The sequence below is a fragment of the Sporolactobacillus shoreae genome (assembly GCF_004684935.1).
GTDB classification, from domain to species: Bacteria; Bacillota; Bacilli; order Bacillales; family Sporolactobacillaceae; genus Sporolactobacillus; species Sporolactobacillus shoreae.
Map to the genome: position 1 here is coordinate 25,035 of NZ_SRJD01000024.1, position 19,254 is coordinate 44,288.

The 19,254-nt window shown below is 48.4% G+C and carries 21 protein-coding genes and 1 rRNA gene; 13 read left to right on the forward strand and 9 right to left on the reverse strand.

The genetic code is table 11. The features are described from left to right. The first annotated feature begins 41 nt into the window (after positions 1 to 41). Positions 42 to 380: a YfhH family protein gene (locus E4665_RS15420; protein WP_135349693.1), complete on the forward strand. Its 339-nt coding sequence runs from the start codon at positions 42 to 44 to the stop codon at positions 378 to 380. Positions 381 to 460: 80 nt separating this feature from the next. Here the strand turns inward: E4665_RS15420 and E4665_RS15425 are convergent, their stop codons facing one another. Next, complete coding sequence (locus tag E4665_RS15425; RefSeq protein WP_135349694.1) at positions 461 to 1,447, reverse strand: metal-dependent hydrolase; 987 nt, start codon at positions 1,445 to 1,447, stop codon at positions 461 to 463. A gap of 198 nt (positions 1,448 to 1,645) precedes the next feature. On the opposite strand from E4665_RS15425, the gene mutY reads away from it, so the two are divergent. The 7 genes from mutY (at position 1,646) to E4665_RS15460 (ending at position 8,741) form a co-directional block, all read left to right on the forward strand. Continuing rightward, complete coding sequence (gene mutY, locus E4665_RS15430; RefSeq protein ID WP_135349695.1) at positions 1,646 to 2,722, forward strand: A/G-specific adenine glycosylase; 1,077 nt, start codon at positions 1,646 to 1,648, stop codon at positions 2,720 to 2,722. Between the two features lie 46 nt (positions 2,723 to 2,768). Then, a complete protein-coding gene (locus tag E4665_RS15435) occupies positions 2,769 to 2,921 on the forward strand; it encodes a gamma-type small acid-soluble spore protein (protein ID WP_135349696.1) in 153 nt (50 codons plus the stop codon). Positions 2,922 to 3,116: 195 nt separating this feature from the next. Next, the gene (locus E4665_RS15440; RefSeq protein WP_135349697.1) at positions 3,117 to 4,088 is read left to right on the forward strand and encodes an ABC transporter ATP-binding protein; all 972 of its coding nucleotides are present in this window, start codon (positions 3,117 to 3,119) and stop codon (positions 4,086 to 4,088) included. A 15-nt stretch (positions 4,089 to 4,103) separates the two neighbouring features. Further along, a complete protein-coding gene (locus E4665_RS15445) occupies positions 4,104 to 5,072 on the forward strand; it encodes an ABC transporter ATP-binding protein (protein ID WP_135349698.1) in 969 nt (322 codons plus the stop codon). A 20-nt stretch (positions 5,073 to 5,092) separates the two neighbouring features. Beyond that, positions 5,093 to 6,097 (forward strand): ABC transporter permease, encoded by a 1,005-nt coding sequence (locus E4665_RS15450; protein ID WP_135349699.1) that lies wholly within the window; start codon positions 5,093 to 5,095, stop codon positions 6,095 to 6,097. 18 nt (positions 6,098 to 6,115) lie between these two features. Next, on the forward strand, positions 6,116 to 7,015 hold the full coding sequence (locus tag E4665_RS15455) for an ABC transporter permease (RefSeq protein WP_135349700.1): 900 nt from the start codon (positions 6,116 to 6,118) through the stop codon (positions 7,013 to 7,015). Between the two features lie 121 nt (positions 7,016 to 7,136). Beyond that, positions 7,137 to 8,741, forward strand: a complete 1,605-nt coding sequence (locus E4665_RS15460) for an ABC transporter substrate-binding protein (RefSeq protein WP_135349701.1) — start codon at positions 7,137 to 7,139, stop codon at positions 8,739 to 8,741. A 387-nt stretch (positions 8,742 to 9,128) separates the two neighbouring features. On the opposite strand, the gene E4665_RS15465 is transcribed toward E4665_RS15460, so the two are convergent. The 8 genes from E4665_RS15465 to E4665_RS15500 all read right to left on the reverse strand — a co-directional run bounded on the left by E4665_RS15465 (position 9,129) and on the right by E4665_RS15500 (position 16,023). Beyond that, complete coding sequence (locus tag E4665_RS15465; RefSeq protein ID WP_135349702.1) at positions 9,129 to 9,761, reverse strand: response regulator transcription factor; 633 nt, start codon at positions 9,759 to 9,761, stop codon at positions 9,129 to 9,131. Further along, positions 9,754 to 10,797, reverse strand: coding sequence for a sensor histidine kinase (locus E4665_RS15470; RefSeq protein ID WP_135349703.1), 1,044 nt, complete (start codon positions 10,795 to 10,797; stop codon positions 9,754 to 9,756). Before E4665_RS15470 ends, E4665_RS15465 begins: the two co-directional genes overlap by 8 nt. After that, the gene (gene liaF, locus E4665_RS15475) at positions 10,794 to 11,522 is read right to left on the reverse strand and encodes a cell wall-active antibiotics response protein LiaF (protein ID WP_135349704.1); all 729 of its coding nucleotides are present in this window, start codon (positions 11,520 to 11,522) and stop codon (positions 10,794 to 10,796) included. The genes E4665_RS15470 and liaF overlap by 4 nt, the downstream gene beginning before the upstream one ends. Positions 11,523 to 11,632: 110 nt before the next feature. Continuing rightward, entirely contained in the window at positions 11,633 to 12,274 is a 642-nt protein-coding gene (locus E4665_RS15480; RefSeq protein WP_135349705.1) for a PspA/IM30 family protein, read from the reverse strand. 37 nt (positions 12,275 to 12,311) lie between these two features. Continuing rightward, a complete protein-coding gene (locus tag E4665_RS15485; protein WP_135349706.1) occupies positions 12,312 to 12,650 on the reverse strand; it encodes a lmo0954 family membrane protein in 339 nt (112 codons plus the stop codon). A gap of 144 nt (positions 12,651 to 12,794) precedes the next feature. Further along, positions 12,795 to 13,880, reverse strand: a complete 1,086-nt coding sequence (locus E4665_RS15490; RefSeq protein ID WP_167815223.1) for an FUSC family protein — start codon at positions 13,878 to 13,880, stop codon at positions 12,795 to 12,797. A 93-nt stretch (positions 13,881 to 13,973) separates the two neighbouring features. Then, the gene (locus tag E4665_RS15495; RefSeq protein ID WP_135349708.1) at positions 13,974 to 15,266 is read right to left on the reverse strand and encodes a glutamate-1-semialdehyde 2,1-aminomutase; all 1,293 of its coding nucleotides are present in this window, start codon (positions 15,264 to 15,266) and stop codon (positions 13,974 to 13,976) included. A 130-nt stretch (positions 15,267 to 15,396) separates the two neighbouring features. After that, entirely contained in the window at positions 15,397 to 16,023 is a 627-nt protein-coding gene (locus E4665_RS15500; RefSeq protein WP_135349709.1) for an NUDIX hydrolase, read from the reverse strand. A 118-nt stretch (positions 16,024 to 16,141) separates the two neighbouring features. Between E4665_RS15500 and E4665_RS15505 the strand changes: the two genes are divergently transcribed. The 5 genes from E4665_RS15505 to E4665_RS15525 all read left to right on the forward strand — a co-directional run. Beyond that, complete coding sequence (locus E4665_RS15505) at positions 16,142 to 17,140, forward strand: zinc-binding dehydrogenase (protein WP_135349710.1); 999 nt, start codon at positions 16,142 to 16,144, stop codon at positions 17,138 to 17,140. A gap of 44 nt (positions 17,141 to 17,184) precedes the next feature. Beyond that, positions 17,185 to 17,652: a thioredoxin-dependent thiol peroxidase gene (bcp, locus tag E4665_RS15510; RefSeq protein WP_135349711.1), complete on the forward strand. Its 468-nt coding sequence runs from the start codon at positions 17,185 to 17,187 to the stop codon at positions 17,650 to 17,652. A gap of 40 nt (positions 17,653 to 17,692) precedes the next feature. Next, positions 17,693 to 17,959, forward strand: a complete 267-nt coding sequence (locus tag E4665_RS15515) for a hypothetical protein (RefSeq protein WP_135349712.1) — start codon at positions 17,693 to 17,695, stop codon at positions 17,957 to 17,959. Positions 17,960 to 18,180: 221 nt separating this feature from the next. After that, positions 18,181 to 18,612 carry a peroxide-responsive transcriptional repressor PerR gene (gene perR, locus E4665_RS15520; protein WP_135349716.1) on the forward strand — a complete coding sequence of 144 codons (432 nt, stop codon included), beginning with the start codon at positions 18,181 to 18,183 and terminating at the stop codon, positions 18,610 to 18,612. A 515-nt stretch (positions 18,613 to 19,127) separates the two neighbouring features. Beyond that, positions 19,128 to 19,254 (forward strand): 16S ribosomal RNA (locus tag E4665_RS15525); the annotation flags it as partial.

Below are 19,254 nucleotides of genomic sequence, written 5' to 3' on the forward strand. Positions count from 1 at the left end.
CCATAATTGAAGTAAATTTAGGCAGGGAAGGGGACAGATAAATGGAACGAAGGTTCAGCGAAATGACTCCATTTGAACTGACTCAGAAAATCGGAGAGTTTACGGATCAGGCACGGAAGGCGGAACAACTCGGCATGGTCAGCGAACTCGCTGTATACGAGCGAAAAATAGATATGGCAAAAGCCTATCTTATGGACCCGGAAAGTTTCAAGGCGGGACAGACCTACTTCATCCGGGATCGTGCGTTCAGAATTCATCATATGAAAGGTACCTTTGCCTGGGGAACGTTGGAGGGCGGCGAGGAACTGCGCGCTTTTCCGATTTCCCTGCTTAAAAAGAAGAAGTGGTCTTCAGGCCGTATATCCGATTCGGTCGAGTGAAACGGCTGGAAAAACAAATCCCGGTTTTTAAGCGCAAAAAAAGCATGTCGTTTATGCGGCATGCTTCTTCTATTCCTGATTTATTTAGACTGGGCAAGCACAAGCTTCTCCCTGAGTTTCTTTTCACTGAATACCCAGCCTGTAAATGAGCTCTCAATTTCCATATCTTGACTCAGCCAGACGGTCGCTGTAAATGGGTACATACCCTTTGAGAAGTAGCGGAGGTCCGTAAACTGAATGACAAGATGGCCGTTCCGTTCGTAAGTGCTCCAGCGATAGATCGGCGAGAATGACAGAAACGCGCGAACATTTTTATCCCGGCTTGCCAGACGAATTCTTTCATTCTCAAAATTGATCGGCTTACGGTCAAATGCGTCGATCAGCGTCATCTTTTTCCCGTCGAGCTTACCAACATAAAAGCGGTCGGGACTCTCAGCAGCCACATGATAATGTGACCAGCGCATCGTCGGCGACAGATAGACTTTGGTCAAATCGGGCAGCTGATTCATGACGTATCGGATCATCCGATGGTGCTGGACACCCCGGAGCACATAATAGATCGCAAGGATTACATAAATGGTGGCGAATGTGACACCCGGATAGCCGGCATATTGCCAGATCATGAACCCCATTATATGAAGGCTGAAAATGAACGGGTCGAAAATATTGATTGTGCCCAGAGCAACCCATTTGCCTGAGATAGGGCGGATTGCCTGAGTTCCGTAGGCATTGAAGATGTCTACAAAAACATGTAGCGAAACGGCCAGCAATGTCCAGAGCACGAGATGACCCGCATTTACTCCCGGGGAAAGCGCGATCAGGAGAGCAGATATGACAAACGGCCAGAGCATCGTCGCCGGAAGGGAATGCGTGATTCCCCGATGGTTGCGGATGTAAGCCGCGTTATTTTTCAGTTTCAGGACGGTGTCAATGTCGGGAATGACAGAACCGGCGACCGCGCCGAGCATAACCGCGTGATACGTTGCCGGATCTCCGGCGATTACCGGATCCAGTGTTGCCAGACCCGCGAGGCCAAAACCCATTACTATGTGAGTGGCTGTATCCATACTTTGTGAAAATCCTCCTTATAATCTCAAAAAGGAAAAGATCATCCGTATACTTTTTCATTTTTGCATAATTTGAGGCATAATGGAAGGGTTATATATGGAAAATGTATCGAAAAAGGTTACAGAAGTTTTTCGGATGGTTCATCCCATTTATATGTTTTTTTGACGTGAAGGATTACGATGGCAGGAGTGAAAGAGATGACCCCCCGACAAATCCGGCAATTTAATCATGATTTGCTGAAATGGTTTCACGAAAAAGGACGCAGTCTGCCCTGGCGTGAAACAAATAATCCGTACTACATCTGGGTATCGGAGATTATGCTGCAGCAGACTCAGGTTAATACGGTAATCCCCTACTACAATCGGTTTATCAGCCGGTTTCCAACGCTCCATGCGCTGGCAGAAGCGCAGGAAGAAAGCGTACTGAAAAGCTGGGAAGGGCTGGGCTATTATTCGCGCGCGCGAAATCTGCAGAAGGGTGTCCGGGAAGTCGCTGAAAAATACAACGGGCAGGTCCCTGATGACAAAGACAAGCTGCTTTCCATCCATGGCATCGGTCCGTATACGGCGGGCGCGTTGCTCAGCATCGCTTTCAGCGAACCGGAGCCGGCCGTCGACGGAAATGTCATGCGCGTCATGTCACGTATTTTTCTGATTGATGACGATATTGCCAAGGCTAAGGCAAAGAAAGAGTTTGAAAATGTGGTGCAGGAACTGATCGCAGAAGCGGATCCGCGAGCTTTCAATCAAAGTCTGATGGACCTTGGAGCGATGATCTGCCATCCGAAAAATCCCGAATGTCCGGAGTGCCCTGTCCGGAATCATTGCAGGGCGTATGACGAAGGTGTTCAGACGGAGTATCCAGTCAAAAGTGGAAAAGCGAAACCCAAAACTGCTGATTATGCCGTTCTGCTGATCAGCGATTCCGAGGGCAAGATTTTGATCGAGCAGCGTCCGGATTCCGGCCTTCTTGCGGGATTATGGCAATTTCCGATGATCGGCGAGTCAGAAGGCGGGAAAGCTGCTGTTCAGAAACTTGCAGGTGAAAAAATCGGACAATCCGTTCATTTGACAAAAGAATCCTTTACACACACACACAGATTCTCACACTTAGTCTGGAACCTGTCCCTGTATTCAGGAGTGATCTGCGATCCGATAATTCCGGGAGAGAGGCAGGAGTGGCTGCCCGTATCAGAGCTTGAAAAGCGGCCGTTTCCTGTATCTCACCAGAAAGTCATTGACTGGCTGAAAAAAAATCGGCGGAATGACACATAATATTTGTTGAAGTTGGCAAAGTTAAAGGTCGTGGAGGTGATACTCGATGGCTAAGAAAAATGTGGGCACAGATGTGGAACAAGTTAAAAAGCAAAATGCCCAGTCTCAGAATGGACAGTACAGCGGCGAATTCGGCAGCGAAACCAACGCTCAGGAAGTCCGTCAGCAGAACCAGAAATCTCAGCAGAATAAACAGTAATCACCTGACATGAAATAAGGCGCTCTGCCCGTAAAAACGGACAGGGCGCTTTATTATTTTATTTTCAGACATTCAATGCCATTAATTTACAATCGGAACAGTTGGAATTTTTTATTGACACCGTCAGTATTAAACTGTAACCTTTTGTCTGTTGTAAAATGTTATAATATGTGACATGTAGGGGAGGTGAACCTTTTGAGCGAAACAATTTTGGAAGTAAAAGGATTGAAAACCTCTTTTTTCACAGATGACGGAGAGGTACCGGCGGTTGATGGAATTAACTTTTCTGTCAATGAAGGAGAAATTCTCGGAATAGTCGGGGAATCCGGCTGCGGGAAAAGTGTCACTTCACTGTCGATCATGGGGTTGCTGCCCTCGCCTCCGGGAAAAATTGTGGGTGGCCAGATTCTTTATAAAGGTGAAGATATCAGCCATGCGAAGGAATCCCGGATGCGGAAGCTGCGCGGCAATGATATTGCGATGATTTTTCAGGAGCCTATGACGTCGCTTAATCCGGTCTTTACTATTGGTGAACAGTTGACAGAAGCCATTCGTTTACATAATCATCTGCCCAAAAAGGAACTTGAGTCACGCGCCGAAGAATTGCTGAAAATGGTCGGCCTTCCGCGCGCGCGGGAGCTGCTGAAGGAATATCCTCATGAACTTTCAGGAGGCATGCGCCAGCGTGTCATGATCGCGATCGCTATGTCCTGCGATCCGAAGGTACTGATCGCCGACGAACCGACCACGGCGCTTGATGTTACCATTCAGGCTCAGATTCTGGATCTGATGGCGAAGCTCAACCGCGAGACGCATACCGCAATTATTCTGATTACCCATGATCTGGGTGTCGTCGCGCAGGTGTGCAAGCGCGTCGTCGTCATGTACGCGGGCAAAGTTGTCGAAGAGGGGGATGTACGGGATATTTTTAACCATCCCAGTCATCCTTACACCGAAGGGCTGATCCGGTCTATCCCGGATCTCTATTCGAAGAAAGAAAAGCTGTATACCATAAAAGGCAGCGTGCCAAAGCCGGGATCAATCAAGCAGGGATGTCTGTTTGCGCCACGCTGTGACTATGTGATGGACAAGTGCTGGACTAATGCTCCCGAGCTTGTCGGCGACAGCCACAAATCTCGCTGTTTCCTTCATCAGGAGCAGGCGTAGGAAGGAGTTCCGACCATGAGTGAGCCGCTTTTGAAAGTGGAGAACCTAAAAAAATACTACCCGATTAAGGGTGGGATTTTCGGAAAAGTTTCAGAAACCGTACGGGCCGTTGACGGTGTCAGTTTTACCGTGAATGAAGGTGAGACACTCGGCATCGTCGGGGAATCGGGCTGCGGCAAATCAACGACCGGCCGTATGATCATGCGGTTGATCGAACCGACTGAGGGCAGCATTCAGTTTGAAGGAAAAGACATTCTTAATATTTCAAAGAGTGAGATGCGTAAGGTCAGAAAAGATGTCCAGATGATTTTTCAGGATCCCTATGCTTCATTGAATCCGCGCCAGACGGTCGGCAGCATCATAGAAGAACCAATGATTGTTCATGGACTGGGCGACCGAAAAGAGCGCAGGGAGCGTGTCGAGGAACTGCTCGAACTGGTTGGCCTCAGCGCCTACCATGCCAAACGGTATCCGCATCAGTTCAGCGGCGGGCAAAGGCAGCGTATCGGCATCGCGCGAGCGCTTGCCGTCCGCCCGAAACTGATCATTGCCGATGAACCCGTGTCCGCCCTTGACGTTTCGGTCCAGTCACAAGTGCTGAACCTGCTCCAGGATCTCCAGAAAAAATTTAATCTGACTTATATTTTTATCGCTCATGACTTAAGCGTCGTTCGGCATATCAGCAATCGCGTCGGTGTTATGTATCTTGGTAAGATTGTTGAAATTTCGGATAGCGAAAGCCTGTACGACAACCCGAAGCATCCTTACACGAAAGCTCTGCTTTCTGCTGTGCCGATACCTGATCCCGATAAAACAGCGGATCGGATTATTTTGTCCGGAGACGTTCCGAGCCCGGCGCATCCGCCAGCGGGCTGCGCGTTTCATGACCGCTGCCCTGTGGCTATGGATATTTGTTCCAAAGAAAAACCGGTAATGAAAGAAATGGAAGACGGGAGACTGGTTTCCTGCCACCTATATGACTGATACGAAAGGAGTGAAATGCAATGCTGTCATACTCTGTCAAACGTTTGCTGATGCTTGTGCCAGTGCTCCTCGGAATGACAATAATTGTTTTCGCAATTATTCATGCCATACCAGGCAATCCTGCCCTGACTATTCTGGGCACAAAGGCGACACCTGAGGCCATTCACAATCTGAATCAGTCTCTTGGCCTGGACCAGCCTCTGTACGTTCAGTATTTTACATATTTAAAAAATATTCTCAGTGGCCACCTGGGGACGTCGATCCAGGATAATACGTCGATCGCAAGTGAAATCTGGCCGCATCTGGCCGCGACGATTGAGCTGTCCTTTGTCGCAATGGTCATAGCGGTCGTGGTCGGAATCAACGCCGGAATTATCAGCGCATGGAAGCAGAATTCCGTTTTCGATTATGCGGCTATGATCATCGCCCTGATTGGTGTTTCCATGCCAATCTTCTGGCTCGGCCTTCTTGAACAGTGGGCTTTTTCTGTGAAATTAAACTGGCTCCCTTCAATTGGACGTACGGATATCATCACCACTGTGCAGCCGATTACAAACCTTTATTTGATTGATACTTTGCTGGAAGGACAGTTTGCGCAGTTCTGGATGGTCGTTCGCCACCTGATTCTCCCGGCGATCGCGCTTGCAACCATTCCGACGGCGATCATCGCCCGCATGACCCGGTCCAGCATGCTTGAAGTTCTGAAGTCCGATTATATCAGGACGGCAAAAGCAAAGGGAGAGCACATGTTCTGGATTGTTTATAAATATGCGCTAAAAAATGCCTTTATCCCTATTCTGACGGTCATCGGCCTCCAGACCGGCCTGCTGCTTGGCGGTGCCATTCTGACAGAAACGATTTTCGGATGGCCTGGCATCGGCTTATATGTTTATAATGCCATTCAGTACCGGGATTACCCGGTGATCCAATCCGGTATTCTGGTCATTTCCTTTATCTTTGTGATGGTTAACTTTATCACTGATTTGCTCTACGGTCTTTTTGACCCTCGAATTAAATACCGTTGATGAAAGAAGGGTAAGAAGATGTCTCAATCCGTACAGAATGGCGCAGCGAAGGATCTGGTGAAAGAGAAAGGCCCTCTGGCCAGCGCCCTGACAGATTTCTGGAGGGCTTTCCGCAAGAACAAGCCGGCAATTGTCGGAGCGGGTATCGTTCTATTCTTCATCGTTCTTGCTGTATTCGCCAGATTCATAGCTCCTCAGGGGATTAACGACCAAAACATCAACATACGGCTTGAACCGCCGTCTGCACAGCACTGGCTTGGCACTGACGATTTTGGGAGAGATATTTTCAGCAGAATTGTCTTTGGTGCCCAGCTGTCGCTTCGCGTCGGATTTCTTGCCGTCATCGGATCGATTATTTTCGGAACACTTCTAGGCGTGATTGCCGGATATTTCGGAAAATTCATCGATACAGTCATATCGCGCTTTTTTGATATTCTGCTGGCATTTCCGAGCATCCTGCTCTCAATTGCCATTGTCTCAGTGCTTGGACCTTCTCTGAATAACGCACTTGTTGCCATCGCCATTGTCAACGTGCCCGTGTTCGGCAGGCTGGTTCGTTCCAGAGTTCTCACAGTCAAGGAAGAAGAATATATCGTTGCGGCTCGTTCCATTGGCATGGGCAACACTCGGATTATCTTCAATCATATTCTGCCGAACAGCTTTGCCCCGGTCATTGTTCAGGGAACGTTGAATATCGCGACGGCGATTCTTGATGCCGCAGGTCTCGGCTTCCTTGGTATGGGGGCGCAGCCGCCGCAGCCTGAATGGGGAACGATGCTTTCCGCTTCCAGACAGTACATCACCAATGCGCCGTGGACGGTTCTATTCCCCGGTCTGGCCATTGTTCTTGTAGTAGTCGGGTTTAATTTAATGGGCGACGGTTTGCGTGATGCATTGGACCCTCGCATGAAAAACTGACATATATTGTCAGAACTTCTTTCATTAAATTTGGAAAATTGGATAAAAGTTGTTTGTCCTATCGTTTTGAATGAGGTACAATGGTTAAGAATTTTATAAACATAGAAATTGGGGGATCACAATGACAAGAAAGTCTGTAACGTTAATACTTTCTGTTTTCATGGCTCTGGCCATGATTCTTGCCGGATGCTCATCCGGCGGCTCCGGCAGTTCTTCCTCAAGTGCGGGAAAAACATTGATTTTCGGACGTGGAGCAGATACCACTTCGCTTGACCCTGCAGTGGTTACCGATGGCGAATCATTCCGTGTCACTCAGAACATTTTTGACACACTCGTCTCTTATGATTACAGCAAGCAAAGCACAAGCATTCTGCCAAGCCTTGCTACCAGCTGGAAAATCACAAACGGTGGCAAAGTTTATACGTTTAACCTTCAGAATGGCATCAAGTTCCAGGACGGCACTCCATTCAATGCCCAGGCGGTTGTTTATAACTTTGATCGCTGGATGAATGGCAAGGCTTCCGGCAAATTCGCTTATTTCCCATCGATGTTCGGCGGGTATAAAGGTGACGCCGGTCTTGTTATCCAGAGTGTTACTGCTCCGAACGCGAACACCGTTGTCTTCACTCTGAAGAGACCGTCCGCTCCATTCCTGAAGAACCTGGCCATGTCGCCGTTCGCAATCTCAAGCCCAGCCGCCATCAAGAAATATGGCAAGAATTATGGCGTAACTGCAGCTGTCGGCACAGGCGCTTATTCCTTTAAATCTTGGAAGAGAAATGACACAATTACTCTTACAAAGAACAAGAACTACTGGAAGAAAGGACTTCCAAAAATCAGCACTCTGATTTTCAAAGTCATTCCGGATAACAGTTCCCGTCTTAACGCTCTGAAAAACGGCGAAATTGATTTGATGGATGGTGTCAACCCAAGTGATGTTGCAGGATTAAAGGGCAACAATCAGCTGCAGGTTTACACTCGTCCGCCGATGAACATTGCTTATTTGGGCTTTAATGTAACGATGAAGCCATTCAATAATGTGAAGGTTCGTCAGGCTTTGAACATGGCTGTCGACAAGAGCGGCATTATCAAGGCCTTCTATAACGGACAGGCACAGCCGGCCGTTAACCCGATGCCGCCGAGCCTTCTCGGATATGACAAGAGCATCAAACCGTATCCATATGATCTGACACAAGCGAAGAAATTGCTGGCACAGGCCGGATTCCCTAACGGATTCACGACAACGCTCTACACGATGTCAAATCCACGTGACTATATCCCTGAGCCAATGAACGTGGCTCAGTCGATCCAGTCGACATTCGGAAAAATCGGCGTGAAAGTCAAAATCGTCACGGTTGAATGGTCGTCTTACATTGACAAGCTGACAAAGGGCGGCGCTCCAATGTACATTATGGGCTGGACGGGTGACAATGGTGACCCTGACAACTTCCTGTACACGCTGCTTGATAAAGATGCGATCGGATCCAATAACTTCTCGTTCTATTCGAACAATCAGCTGCACAACATCCTGATTGCCGCACAGTCGGAAACAAGCGACGCAAAACGTGTTGCTCTGTACGATCAGGCACAGGTGATCCTGCACAATGACGCTCCTTGGGTTCCGCTGGTTTACGCAAACCCTGTACTTGTTGGTAAGAGCACCATCACAGGATACAAACCAAGCCCGACCGGAACAGAACCTTTTGACGCTGTAAATATTAAATAATTTAGCACTTTCATTGAAAAAACCGTCGAACCAATTTGGTTCGGCGGTTTTTTTGCGCTCCTAACTGATGAAAAGTCGCTCCTAACTGATGAAAAGTCGCTCCTAACTGATGAAAAGTCGCTCCTAACTGATGAAAAGTCGCTCCTAACTGATGAAAAGTCGCTCCTAACTGATGAAAAGTTGCTCCCAACGGGCGAAAAGTTGCTCCTAACTCATGAAAGATTGCTCTAATCCGGCAAATGTTGCCTCGAATCATATCCAAGTATTACGAACTACAGGTACTTTCTTCGCCACGAAGTCCGTGTTTTACTAAAAATCGTTTAGAAATATGAAAAAAGGTTATGAAACAAAAACCGACCGCGTGGGCCGGAACAGAGCTATATCTACTTATTTACATAGGTCGTGCTGGAAGGCGTAAATGACGGCCTGTGTCCGGTCCTGGACGGCGAGTTTGCTTAAAATATTGCTGACATGGACCTTGACCGTTTTGAGCGCGATAAACAGTTCATCAGCGATTTCTTGATTGCTTTTTCCCTCTGCCATGAGCAGCAAAACTTCCATTTCGCGCTTTGTCAGTTCCTCGTGCGGCGCTTTGGACCGGCCGCTTTTCATCCGGGACATCACTTTTTCCGTTACTTCCGGCTCGAGCACGGACTGGCCGTTGTAGGTCGCGCGGATAGCTTTGGCAATTTCGCCTGCTTTGGAGGTTTTCAGAAGATAGCTGGTCGCACCGGCTTCAATCGCCGGATACACTTTATCATCATCGAGAAAGCTGGTCACAATAATTATTTTTGCTTCCGGCCATTGTTCGATGATCTTTTTCGTTGCCTCAATGCCGTCCATCTGTTCCATCACCAGATCCATTAAAACAATATCCGGCCTCAGTTTCAGAACGAGAGCGACACCGTCTTTCCCATTAGCTGCCTCGCCGACTACTTCAATATCGGGCTGAGCCGACAGATAGGCGGAAACGCCGATACGCACCATCTCATGATCGTCCACAAAAACAACCTTAATCATTGTTTTCATCCCCCTCGAGTATTGGAACCTTAACTTCAAGACTTGTCCCTCTTCCGGGGACACTGACAAGCTTTAATTGTCCGCCGATCTGTGCGGCGCGTTCTCGTATGTTCTGCAGGCCGTAAGAGCCGGGTTTTGCTGTATCCGGCTGAAAGCCTACGCCGTCATCGGTGATGCGCATGATCGCCATATTTTCCCGCCGTATCAGCATCACATCAAGTGTCTCCGCCTTGGCATGGCGCAGTGTGTTGGATACGGACTCCTGAAGAATGCGGAAAATCTGGTCCTCAATCCCCTTGTCCATGCTCACCTGCTCTATGGTCGAATTGATGGTCATCGGTACCTTCTGACGAAGTTCATTAAGCAGCTGCTCGATGCCTTCCCTGAGCTGTTTCCCGTGGAGCTGGACAGGCCTCAGATGAAGGAAAAGGGCACGCATCTCAAGCTGCGACTGGTGGATCGTCTGTTCCACCAGCTTGAGTTGCCGTGTTTCCGTATCGCTCGACGGCGGACGCAATTCATTGATCGTCGACATCAGCATGGACGCGGCGAAAAGCTGTTGGCTAACCGAATCATGCAGCTCGCGCGCGAGGCGGTTCCGCTCTTCAGAAACGATTTTCTGGATCGCTTTCTCCTCAATCTCCGACTTTTCACTGGCCATTTTCTGAGCGAGCTGGGTCTGTTCCGCCATTTGGCCGCTTAGTTTCTCCAGATGTCTCAGAATGCTCTGGGCCTCCTCGAGGCGGACAGCGTCCGCTTTAACGCCCGGCTTGTCCGGTGCCAGCCCGGTCAGCGAATCATCGATGGAACGGAGCACGCCGCGCCAGTAGATGCCGGAGAAAAAACCCGCCGCGGGGCCGAGAAAGAGCGAGAGAATTGGCACGATAAAGACAAAGGGAAGGTGCCAGATCTGCCGTGTCCAAAGGAGGGACCAGTCATGAATCGGAAAAGTGGCGAAGAAGAGTATTGAAAATATAATCAGGAAGCCTGCCGTGAAAATGATGCCGGTGATCATCTGACGCTTAATGGCTGTCATACGCGCCGCACCTCCAGATTTCCGGTTACTGCGGAAACGACGATGTTCACCTTTTGTTCCGCGGCTTCGTATCCGTCTGTCCGGAAGGCGACGGAGGTGTTAATCAGCCTTGTTTCTTTATGCTCAAAAAACTCGGCCTGGCCGAAAACGACAGAAAATCTGAGCGAGGCCTCAACACCGTAGGGGACGAGAATACGCACTCTCCCAGCGAGGTGGCGGATCAGAATCACCGATTCCTTTTTCGGAAGGATCGTATGGCTGAGGTCGATCAGCGTGTCGCCCGCGCCGGTCTGAATATTGATATCCTGCCACTCATAATCCTGGTCAGGTGTCTCCTGATTGCCGAACCATTTATTTTTTAAGAGAATCGGAAGAGAAACGATACTGTCTTCATCGACGGACTGGTCTCCGAAATCGGGTGCCAAACGCCTTGGATGGCGCCTGGTGCGTATAAACTCGATGACGAGGAGGATAAATAGTCCGAGAATCACCAGCTTAAAAGCCATTAAATTAAAAATGGTAAAAGCGAGCCCGACCACGCCGATCCAGAAAAGGACCTTCCCTTTCCCCAACGCGCGTTTTTTTCTTCCGTAGTAAACCATGGCACCGAATAAAACCATTGGGAAGAGGAACCCCCACCCGTCGAACAAGGTCTGAATGACAATCAGAAAAAGCCCGGCAAGGAGCATAAAGCTGTATTTGTCTGATTTGAATAAGCCAAACATGAGGGTTCACCTGCCCTTCACAAAGTATTCTATGTACAGCAGAAAAAGGCGCGGTTCACGCCTTTTTCCATTCTATCATCCCGATTGCAGGCTTGCCACACTCAAATGGTTCAGGCCTGCGCGTTCTTTTTCTCCAGTTCGCGTTCAAGCTGCCTGATTCGCGCGTCGATTGTGTTGTGGTGGTAGTCCGCGTTTACCTTCTGTTCTAGTCGTTCAAGGTACATTTCACTTTCCTCAAATTTAGAGAAGGATTGTCCGAACGCCTGGCCGGGATGGACGACACGGTCCATACGGCTGTTTGCGTTTGCAATGTTTTCACGGCTCATCAATTCCATCCGCTTGAGATACATGTCTTTCAGTTTGCGTTTCATTTCCGCATATTTCTGTTCCATCTGATCCAGTTGCTTGACTGTACTGTCGTAGGAAGTTTTAAGGCGCGCGGCTTTCTGCGCGTAATCTTCCTGCTCCTTAAGCGCAAACTCATGCAGCTCAGACTCTCCGGCACGCTCGGCGATCTCCGCCTGTCTCAGGCGCTTTTCAGCCATTTCGGAAGCCTCGTGGTACTCTCTGACAAATGTATCTTTAAGTAAGTACTGGCGATCAATCAGTTCGCGCACGCGCTTTACCTCTTTTTCACAGAGACGCAGATGCTGGTTCAGCATAGCAATTGGATTTTTTTGTTCCTTCTGATCCAGAAGTTCATTGATATCCGACGAAATGGAATCTTTCAGACGAGTAAATAGGTGGCTCATTTTTTTTCGCTCCTTTGCAGTTTGAAATCAGGTTCTGTTACATCATTTCTTTCCATTGCTTGTCAAAGTTGTCAAACGGGTCTTCCGGGTCAGGTTTAGCCGTCTTGCGGCTGTTCCAAGCCTTGTACACGTAATAAAGTGCGACGAGTGCGACGATGCCGATGATCGCCGGAAGATTTCCAAGTGAGAAGCCAATCGCGATCACACCGATGATGGCCCAGAGTACTTTGCCTCCTGCAGAATCCGAACGGAAAAACCTCCTGAAAGCGAACCAGAGGATGGCCAGGCTGACCAGCAGACCGATCATAAATCCGATGTGTGAGAGCAGGACGATGAGGCAGATAGCTCCGGCAACGATAAGTAGAAATTTTTTCACTTTGATGTCCCCCTTTCCTTGATTCAATCATATAAAAAATGCTCCGCCTGAATAATGAGCCGGAGCTGTATTTTGTGATAAGGCTTAAGGCGTAATCAAAATCGGACAGGGGAAACCTGTCCGACACAGATCACTACTGCGGTATTAGTCGAACCAGTCCTGGTTGACCTTCATCCGATTTTCTTTCTTATGATACGTTTGAAAACTTCCGACCAGCATATCCAGATGTTCGATGTGCCGGCTGTAATCGATGACGGAGGCGATCAGCGGGAAGAGATCCAGCAAGTCATCCGTCCCGTTCGTTTCGAAGTAAGCTGTGAATGCGGCCGCCAGTTCTGTTTTGTAGCGGAAGTCCTTTTTGGCCTGCTCTTCGTGCCGCTTTTTCCTGATTTTTCCGTCGAACTTCAGAAGTACACGTTCATGATAAGCGACCAACGCATACAACTGCTCCTTCAGGTTTTTTTTGAAATCCGAAGGCATCAGACGGTAGGCGTTCTCGTTGCGGTCCATTTCATCGAGAATACGGTGCAGGAGCCCGGTTGTGGCGATCATTTCTCTGAAAATCACGACACGGCGCAGTTTGACGACACGCAGCTTCCTTGAATAGACTCGCTCTTCCTTGTACCAGTGGTAATAATTTGCGATTTTCAGCTTCTTCACATCAAATGCCGCGCGCTCGCTTTTGATCTTCGTATTGTCCGATGCGCCTTCACCTAGGAGCCGGATCCACTTAAAGAGCTCAGTGGTCTGGCTGACAATACCTTCATATAAATCGTCATCATATCTGGGTGGAAGGATCAGTGTGTTGACCAGAGTCGCCGAACCGACTCCGATAAAAACGAGCACAAATCGTTTCGCGGCATCAATAATGAACAAAGAGATGTTGCTTTCTCCGCTAGACATGATAAAGATTACAGTCACCATAGACAGAGTGACTGTGTCATAAAGGCGGAACTTCAGATGGATGACGATCACAATGACGACGGCAAGTCCGACAACGATCGGGTTTGCACCAAATGAAATCACAAAAAGGATGGCTATAGCAGCCCCGATCAGATTGCCATAAATGTTCTGGACCATTGTACGGTATGATCTCCGGACTGAAGGCTGTGTCGTTACGGCAGCGGCGACACCAGCCATAATCGGCGGCACCAGATTGAAAAAAGCGGCGATGATCAGCGAAATGGCTACGGCAATTCCGGTTTTCAGACTTCTCGCACCTAGGCGCATAATTGGACTGCTCCTTCCCATTCGGGCTAAATATAAAAAAGAGGGGGCGGTAAGTGCCGTCCCCTAGAAATATTGATCACTTTGTCCGGCTGTTTATTTAGCCAGTTCCGATAAGGCGTAATCTACGGCATCAAGCGTATCATCGATATCTTTTTCCGTATGTTCAGTAGTCAGGAACCAAGCTTCATATTTGGAAGGAGCCAGGTTGACGCCTTTCTCCAGCATCAGCTTGAAGAAGCGGCCGAACATCTCGGTGTCCGTATTCTTTGCTTCATCATAGTTTGTCACTTCATGATCAGAGAAATACAGGGTCATGGCACCGACGATCCGATTAATCGCAATCGGAAGGTTGTATTTTTCATTGATCGTGAAAATTCCGTCTTCCAGTTTCTTGCCGAGGCGATCCATTTCTTCGTAGATGCCTGGTGTCTGAAGAACTTCCAGGCAGGCAATGCCGCTCGCCATTGACAGCGGGTTACCGGCCATCGTTCCGGCCTGGTATGCCGGTCCAAGCGGTGCAACTTCGTCCATAATTTCTTTTTTTCCGCCGTAAGCGCCGATCGGGAGACCGCCGCCGATAATTTTCCCCATAGCCGTCAGATCAGGTGTGACGCCAAGATAATTCTGCGCACCACCGTACATAAAGCGGAACGCGGTGATGACTTCATCGTAGATCACGACAGAGCCTGCTTTATGGGCGATTCGGTTGATCGCTTCAAGGAATCCCGGCTGAGGCATCACCATGCCAAAGTTTCCGACGATCGGTTCAACGAGAACGCCGGCGATGTCATCGCCCCATTTATCAAAAGCCTGCTGCAGCGTTTCAACATTATTATAAGGAACAGTAATCACTTCATGAGCTGTGCTTTCTGTGACACCCGCTGAATCCGGTGAACCGAGTGTAGAGGGGCCGGAACCGGCGGCAACAAGGACGAGGTCAAAATGGCCGTGATAGCAGCCGGCAAATTTCAATATTTTTTTTCGGCCGGTGTAAGCCCGGGCCACGCGTACCGTGGTCATGACGGATTCCGTACCAGAGTTTGTGAAGCGGACCTTGGCAAGCGAAGGAATGGCTTTTTTCAGCATGATGGCCAGTTTCGACTCCAGTGAGGTCGGCGTGCCATACAGGACGCCAAGCTCCGCCTGCTTCTTGATTGCTTCAGTAATGTGCGGGTGGGCGAAGCCGGTGATGATCGGGCCGTAAGCCGCCAGATAATCGATGTACCGGTTATCGTCCTCATCGTAGAAATAGGCGCCCTTGCCTTTTTTCATAAACACGGGTGCTCCGCCGCCGACTGCGGCATAAGAACGGGACGGGCTGTTCACACCGCCAACGATATTTTCTAAAGCTTCGTCATAGAGTTTCTCTGAGGTCTTGATGTTCATGAAAAAAATCGCTCCTTAACTTAAAAGATAAAAGGGCACCTCAATAAGGTACCCGGGCTGGTACAATTTTTACCACCCGCTTCAGTATCCGCTAATTGGATGAACTTTACAAGCTGAAGGGATGGAAGAGTTATTCAAACATCCTGTGGTTTATTAAAGAAACAAAGTGTTCAAGTATCCGTGCGGTCAGGCCCCAGATCGTCCGCCCCTGATAATCGAAAAAGGGTTCGATCACTTTCTGGGCGCGGAAGGGATAGTTGCGTCCCGCGATAATCCGGTCAAACGGGAAGTCCTGATTCTTATCAGGCTGGAAGCTGAGCGTATATTTCTCGGGCATCTGTTTCATTAGCCAGGGAAGCGGAATCGTGAAGGTTTCGGCAACCTCGCCCGGGTTCGGACGAAGTGGTGTGTCAGGGTCAAGCACGCCGACGAAAGGATAGATAAACAAATCGGATGTCGCGATGCACGTGCCCATTCTGCCGATCACATTGATCGATTCCTTGGGGACACCCAGTTCCTCACACGTTTCACGGATGGCCGTTTCACGCAGGGAGGCGTCAATTTTCTCGCTGCGCCCTCCTGGAAAGCAAACATCCCCGGGTTGGCGCCGCAACTGTTCCGAGCGGACTTCGAGCAGTATCGACCATGTATCGTGATCGGGAATTAGCGGAATAAGAACCGAGGATTTCTTTGCCACTTCCTCGCCGATAATCGATCCATCGTTCTCGATGCGTCGCTGTATACTTTTTAAATCCATGTTATCACCTACTATTTTACTGTACATTCTTATTTTATCACAATACATCTATATCCCATGGCGTATATATTGAGTTATGGGACTAGTTCTGAGAAAATGAGGGCAGAGGTGATCATTTATGAAGGCGATTGTTCATGAAGGGCATCCGGATTTTGAGGGACTCCGTTTCCGTACCGATTTTCCGGACCCTGAACCGGGCCCAGGCGAGGTTAAAGTTGCTCTGAAAGCGGCGGGACTGAACCACCGGGATCTTTTTATCGTGCAAAAACGCCATCAAGTGAGTGATGGGCCGCTGGTCATCGGATCAGACGGGGCCGGTGTTGTAACGGAGACTGGAGCAGGTGTGACAGGCGTTCACGCCGGAGACGAAGTACTCATTATTCCGAGTCTCAGATGGGACAAGGAATCCCCAGCGCCGCCTGATAACTTTGACATTCTCGGTTTTCCTGATAACGGAACATTGGCTGAATACATCGTTGTGTCTGAGAAACAGGTTGCGCTAAAACCGTCCTACCTTTCTTGGGAAGAAGCGGGCGTGCTTCCTCTGTCGGCACTGACCGGATACCGGGCTCTATTTACAAGGGGCGGATTAAAAAAGGGAGAGACTGTGTTTATTCCCGGAATCGGCAGCGGTGTCGCTACTTATATGCTGCAGATGGCGAAAGCAGCCGGAGCCAAAGCGATTGTGTCATCACGGAGTCAGGAGAAGCTGGAAAAGGCGAAAAAGCTGGGCGCAGATCTTGTTCTTGATAACGATCAGGACTGGGCGGAAGCGCTTGAAGGAAAGTCGGTTGATGTTGTGATCGAAAGCGTCGGTGCGGCGACTTTCAATCGTTCGCTCACCCTGCTTAAACCGGGCGGAACGATTGCCACATTCGGTGCGTCGGCGGGGGATGAAATCCAGCTGGATCTGCGGCAGTTTTTCTATAAGCAGTGGAATCTCCATGGATCGACCATGGGCAGCATTGAAGAATTTCACAAGATGCTGGCTTTGTTTGAAAAGTATGAGATACATTCTGTTGTTGATCAGACCTTTGACTTGAAAAACGCGGTGGAAGCTCTGCAGCGATTAAAAAAAGGCGCTCAGTTCGGAAAAATCGCTATCAGCATCGGCTGATTATAGCAGGGATAAAATAACACGAGTATAAGGAGACCATGCAAATGCTTGAAGCAGGAATAGCGGCACCCGGCTTTACACTGAAGTCGACTGAAGGGCGCGATGTAACGCTTTCGGATTTTCAGGGGAAGAATGTCGTTCTCTATTTTTACCCGAAAGATATGACTCCGGGCTGCACCACTGAAGCCTGTGATTTCAGGGATCAGAACAGCCTGTTTGAGGAGCTGAACACCGTAGTGATCGGGATCAGTCCGGATCCGATTGAAAAACATCAGAAGTTTACGGAAAAGCATCAGCTGCCCTTTACACTTCTTGCTGATACGGATCACTCAGTGGCCGAGCTCTATGGCAGCTGGCAGCTGAAGAAGAATTACGGAAGAGAATACATGGGCATTGTCCGTTCAACCTTCGTCATAGGAAAAGACGGAAAAATTTCGAGGGTATGGCCAAAAGTAAAGGTCAACGGTCATGTTGAAGAAATCTATCAGTTTGTTAAAGATAATCTGGTTTGAATTTTTCTCACAAAATAAAGTATCAGGCAGGAGACCGTCCGTGATTGAACGTTATCATCGGGGCGGTCTCTTGTTATGTTCACAACCATGCGACCATAGAAGTAACAATGGAAAAGCTCTGTTTAAATTCGCTGTTGATCTTGTCACTCTATTGATTGGAGCGGAAGGCGCAAGAGGTACTGAGCGAGGAGGCTCACGGGTCGCTCTGGAACGAAAAAAACAACAGACGAGCAAAGCCAATGGAAAAAATAATCCCCCAATTGAGAAATTTAAAAAGCCGGTGTATCCGGCTCTCTTTTTCAGATGATATACAGAATTATAACGGGTTCAGGAATAAACAAAGTGCTTCATGGAAGAATACAGGGGGAGAAGTGCTGATTATTGACAGGACGATCATGAACAAGGTACACTGAAAATATAATTATAACCATTTTAACTTGATAATTGATTTTGATTACCATTCCATGATTGAAAGCGAGGTGCCTGACGGTGAGTGTAGATACTGACAAAGTGGATAAAGCAATTGACATGCTTAAAGATTCAGGTGTTCGGATCACACCTCAGCGCCATGCCATTCTGGAATACTTGGTGGTTTGTGAATCACATCCGACTGCAGATGAAATTTATAAAGCTCTGGAACACAAGTTTCCCAATATGAGTGTGGCCACTGTATATAATAACCTGCGCGTCTTTAAGAAGACAGGGCTTGTCAAAGAACTGACGTATGGCGATGCGTCGAGCCGGTTTGACTTCTCGAACAAGCAGCATTATCACATTATTTGTACTCACTGCGGAAAAATCGTGGATTTCTTTTATCCCGGTCTGGACGAAGTGGAAGATCTTGCGGCACAGGTCACAGGCTTTACGGTTAACAGCCACAGGCTTGAAGTATACGGGCTTTGTCCTGAATGCCAGAATAAGAAAGCTGAAAACAAAGAAAAGATGAAAGTGACTGAGTGATCGGATCACTTATAGTGGTGAAGTTTTCAGGCCTGTTTCGAATGTCGTTTTTGACATGAAACAGAGCCTTTTTTTGTTTTGCTGGTGAATCAGGACAATATTATCTTTAAATGGCGGTTGACGTTCTCGTCAATGCATGATAAATTATATATCGTTGTCTTTGGACAGGAAGACACCTTTGAAAGTCTTAAAGTAGATATTGATCGATACCTCGAAAAAGGATGATCAGAATCTGTTTGACTTTTCTGGAAATTGGTGTTATTATATTTCTTGTCTTTTTGGACGTCCGGATGAACGAGTGGCACAATTGCTTCATTAAATAGTAAATTTTTTGAGGGATTGACGTATCTGACATTCGGGAGTATAATGTTTAAGTTGCTGTTTGAATGTTCCTTGAAAACTGAACAAAAGCCAAGCGTGATGTAAAGGGTAAACCCCTTATGTCAATTCAATTTTGCTGAGGATCGAATGAACGAAGAAGAAACAAACGGAAGCTGCGGTTTCCGATGCACTATTTTTTGGAGAGTTTGATCCTGGCTCAGGACGAACGCTGGCGGCGTGCCTAATACATGCAAGTCGAGCGCACAGAAGGAAGCTTGCTCCCGGAAGTGAGCGGCGGATGGGTGAGTAACACGTGGGCAA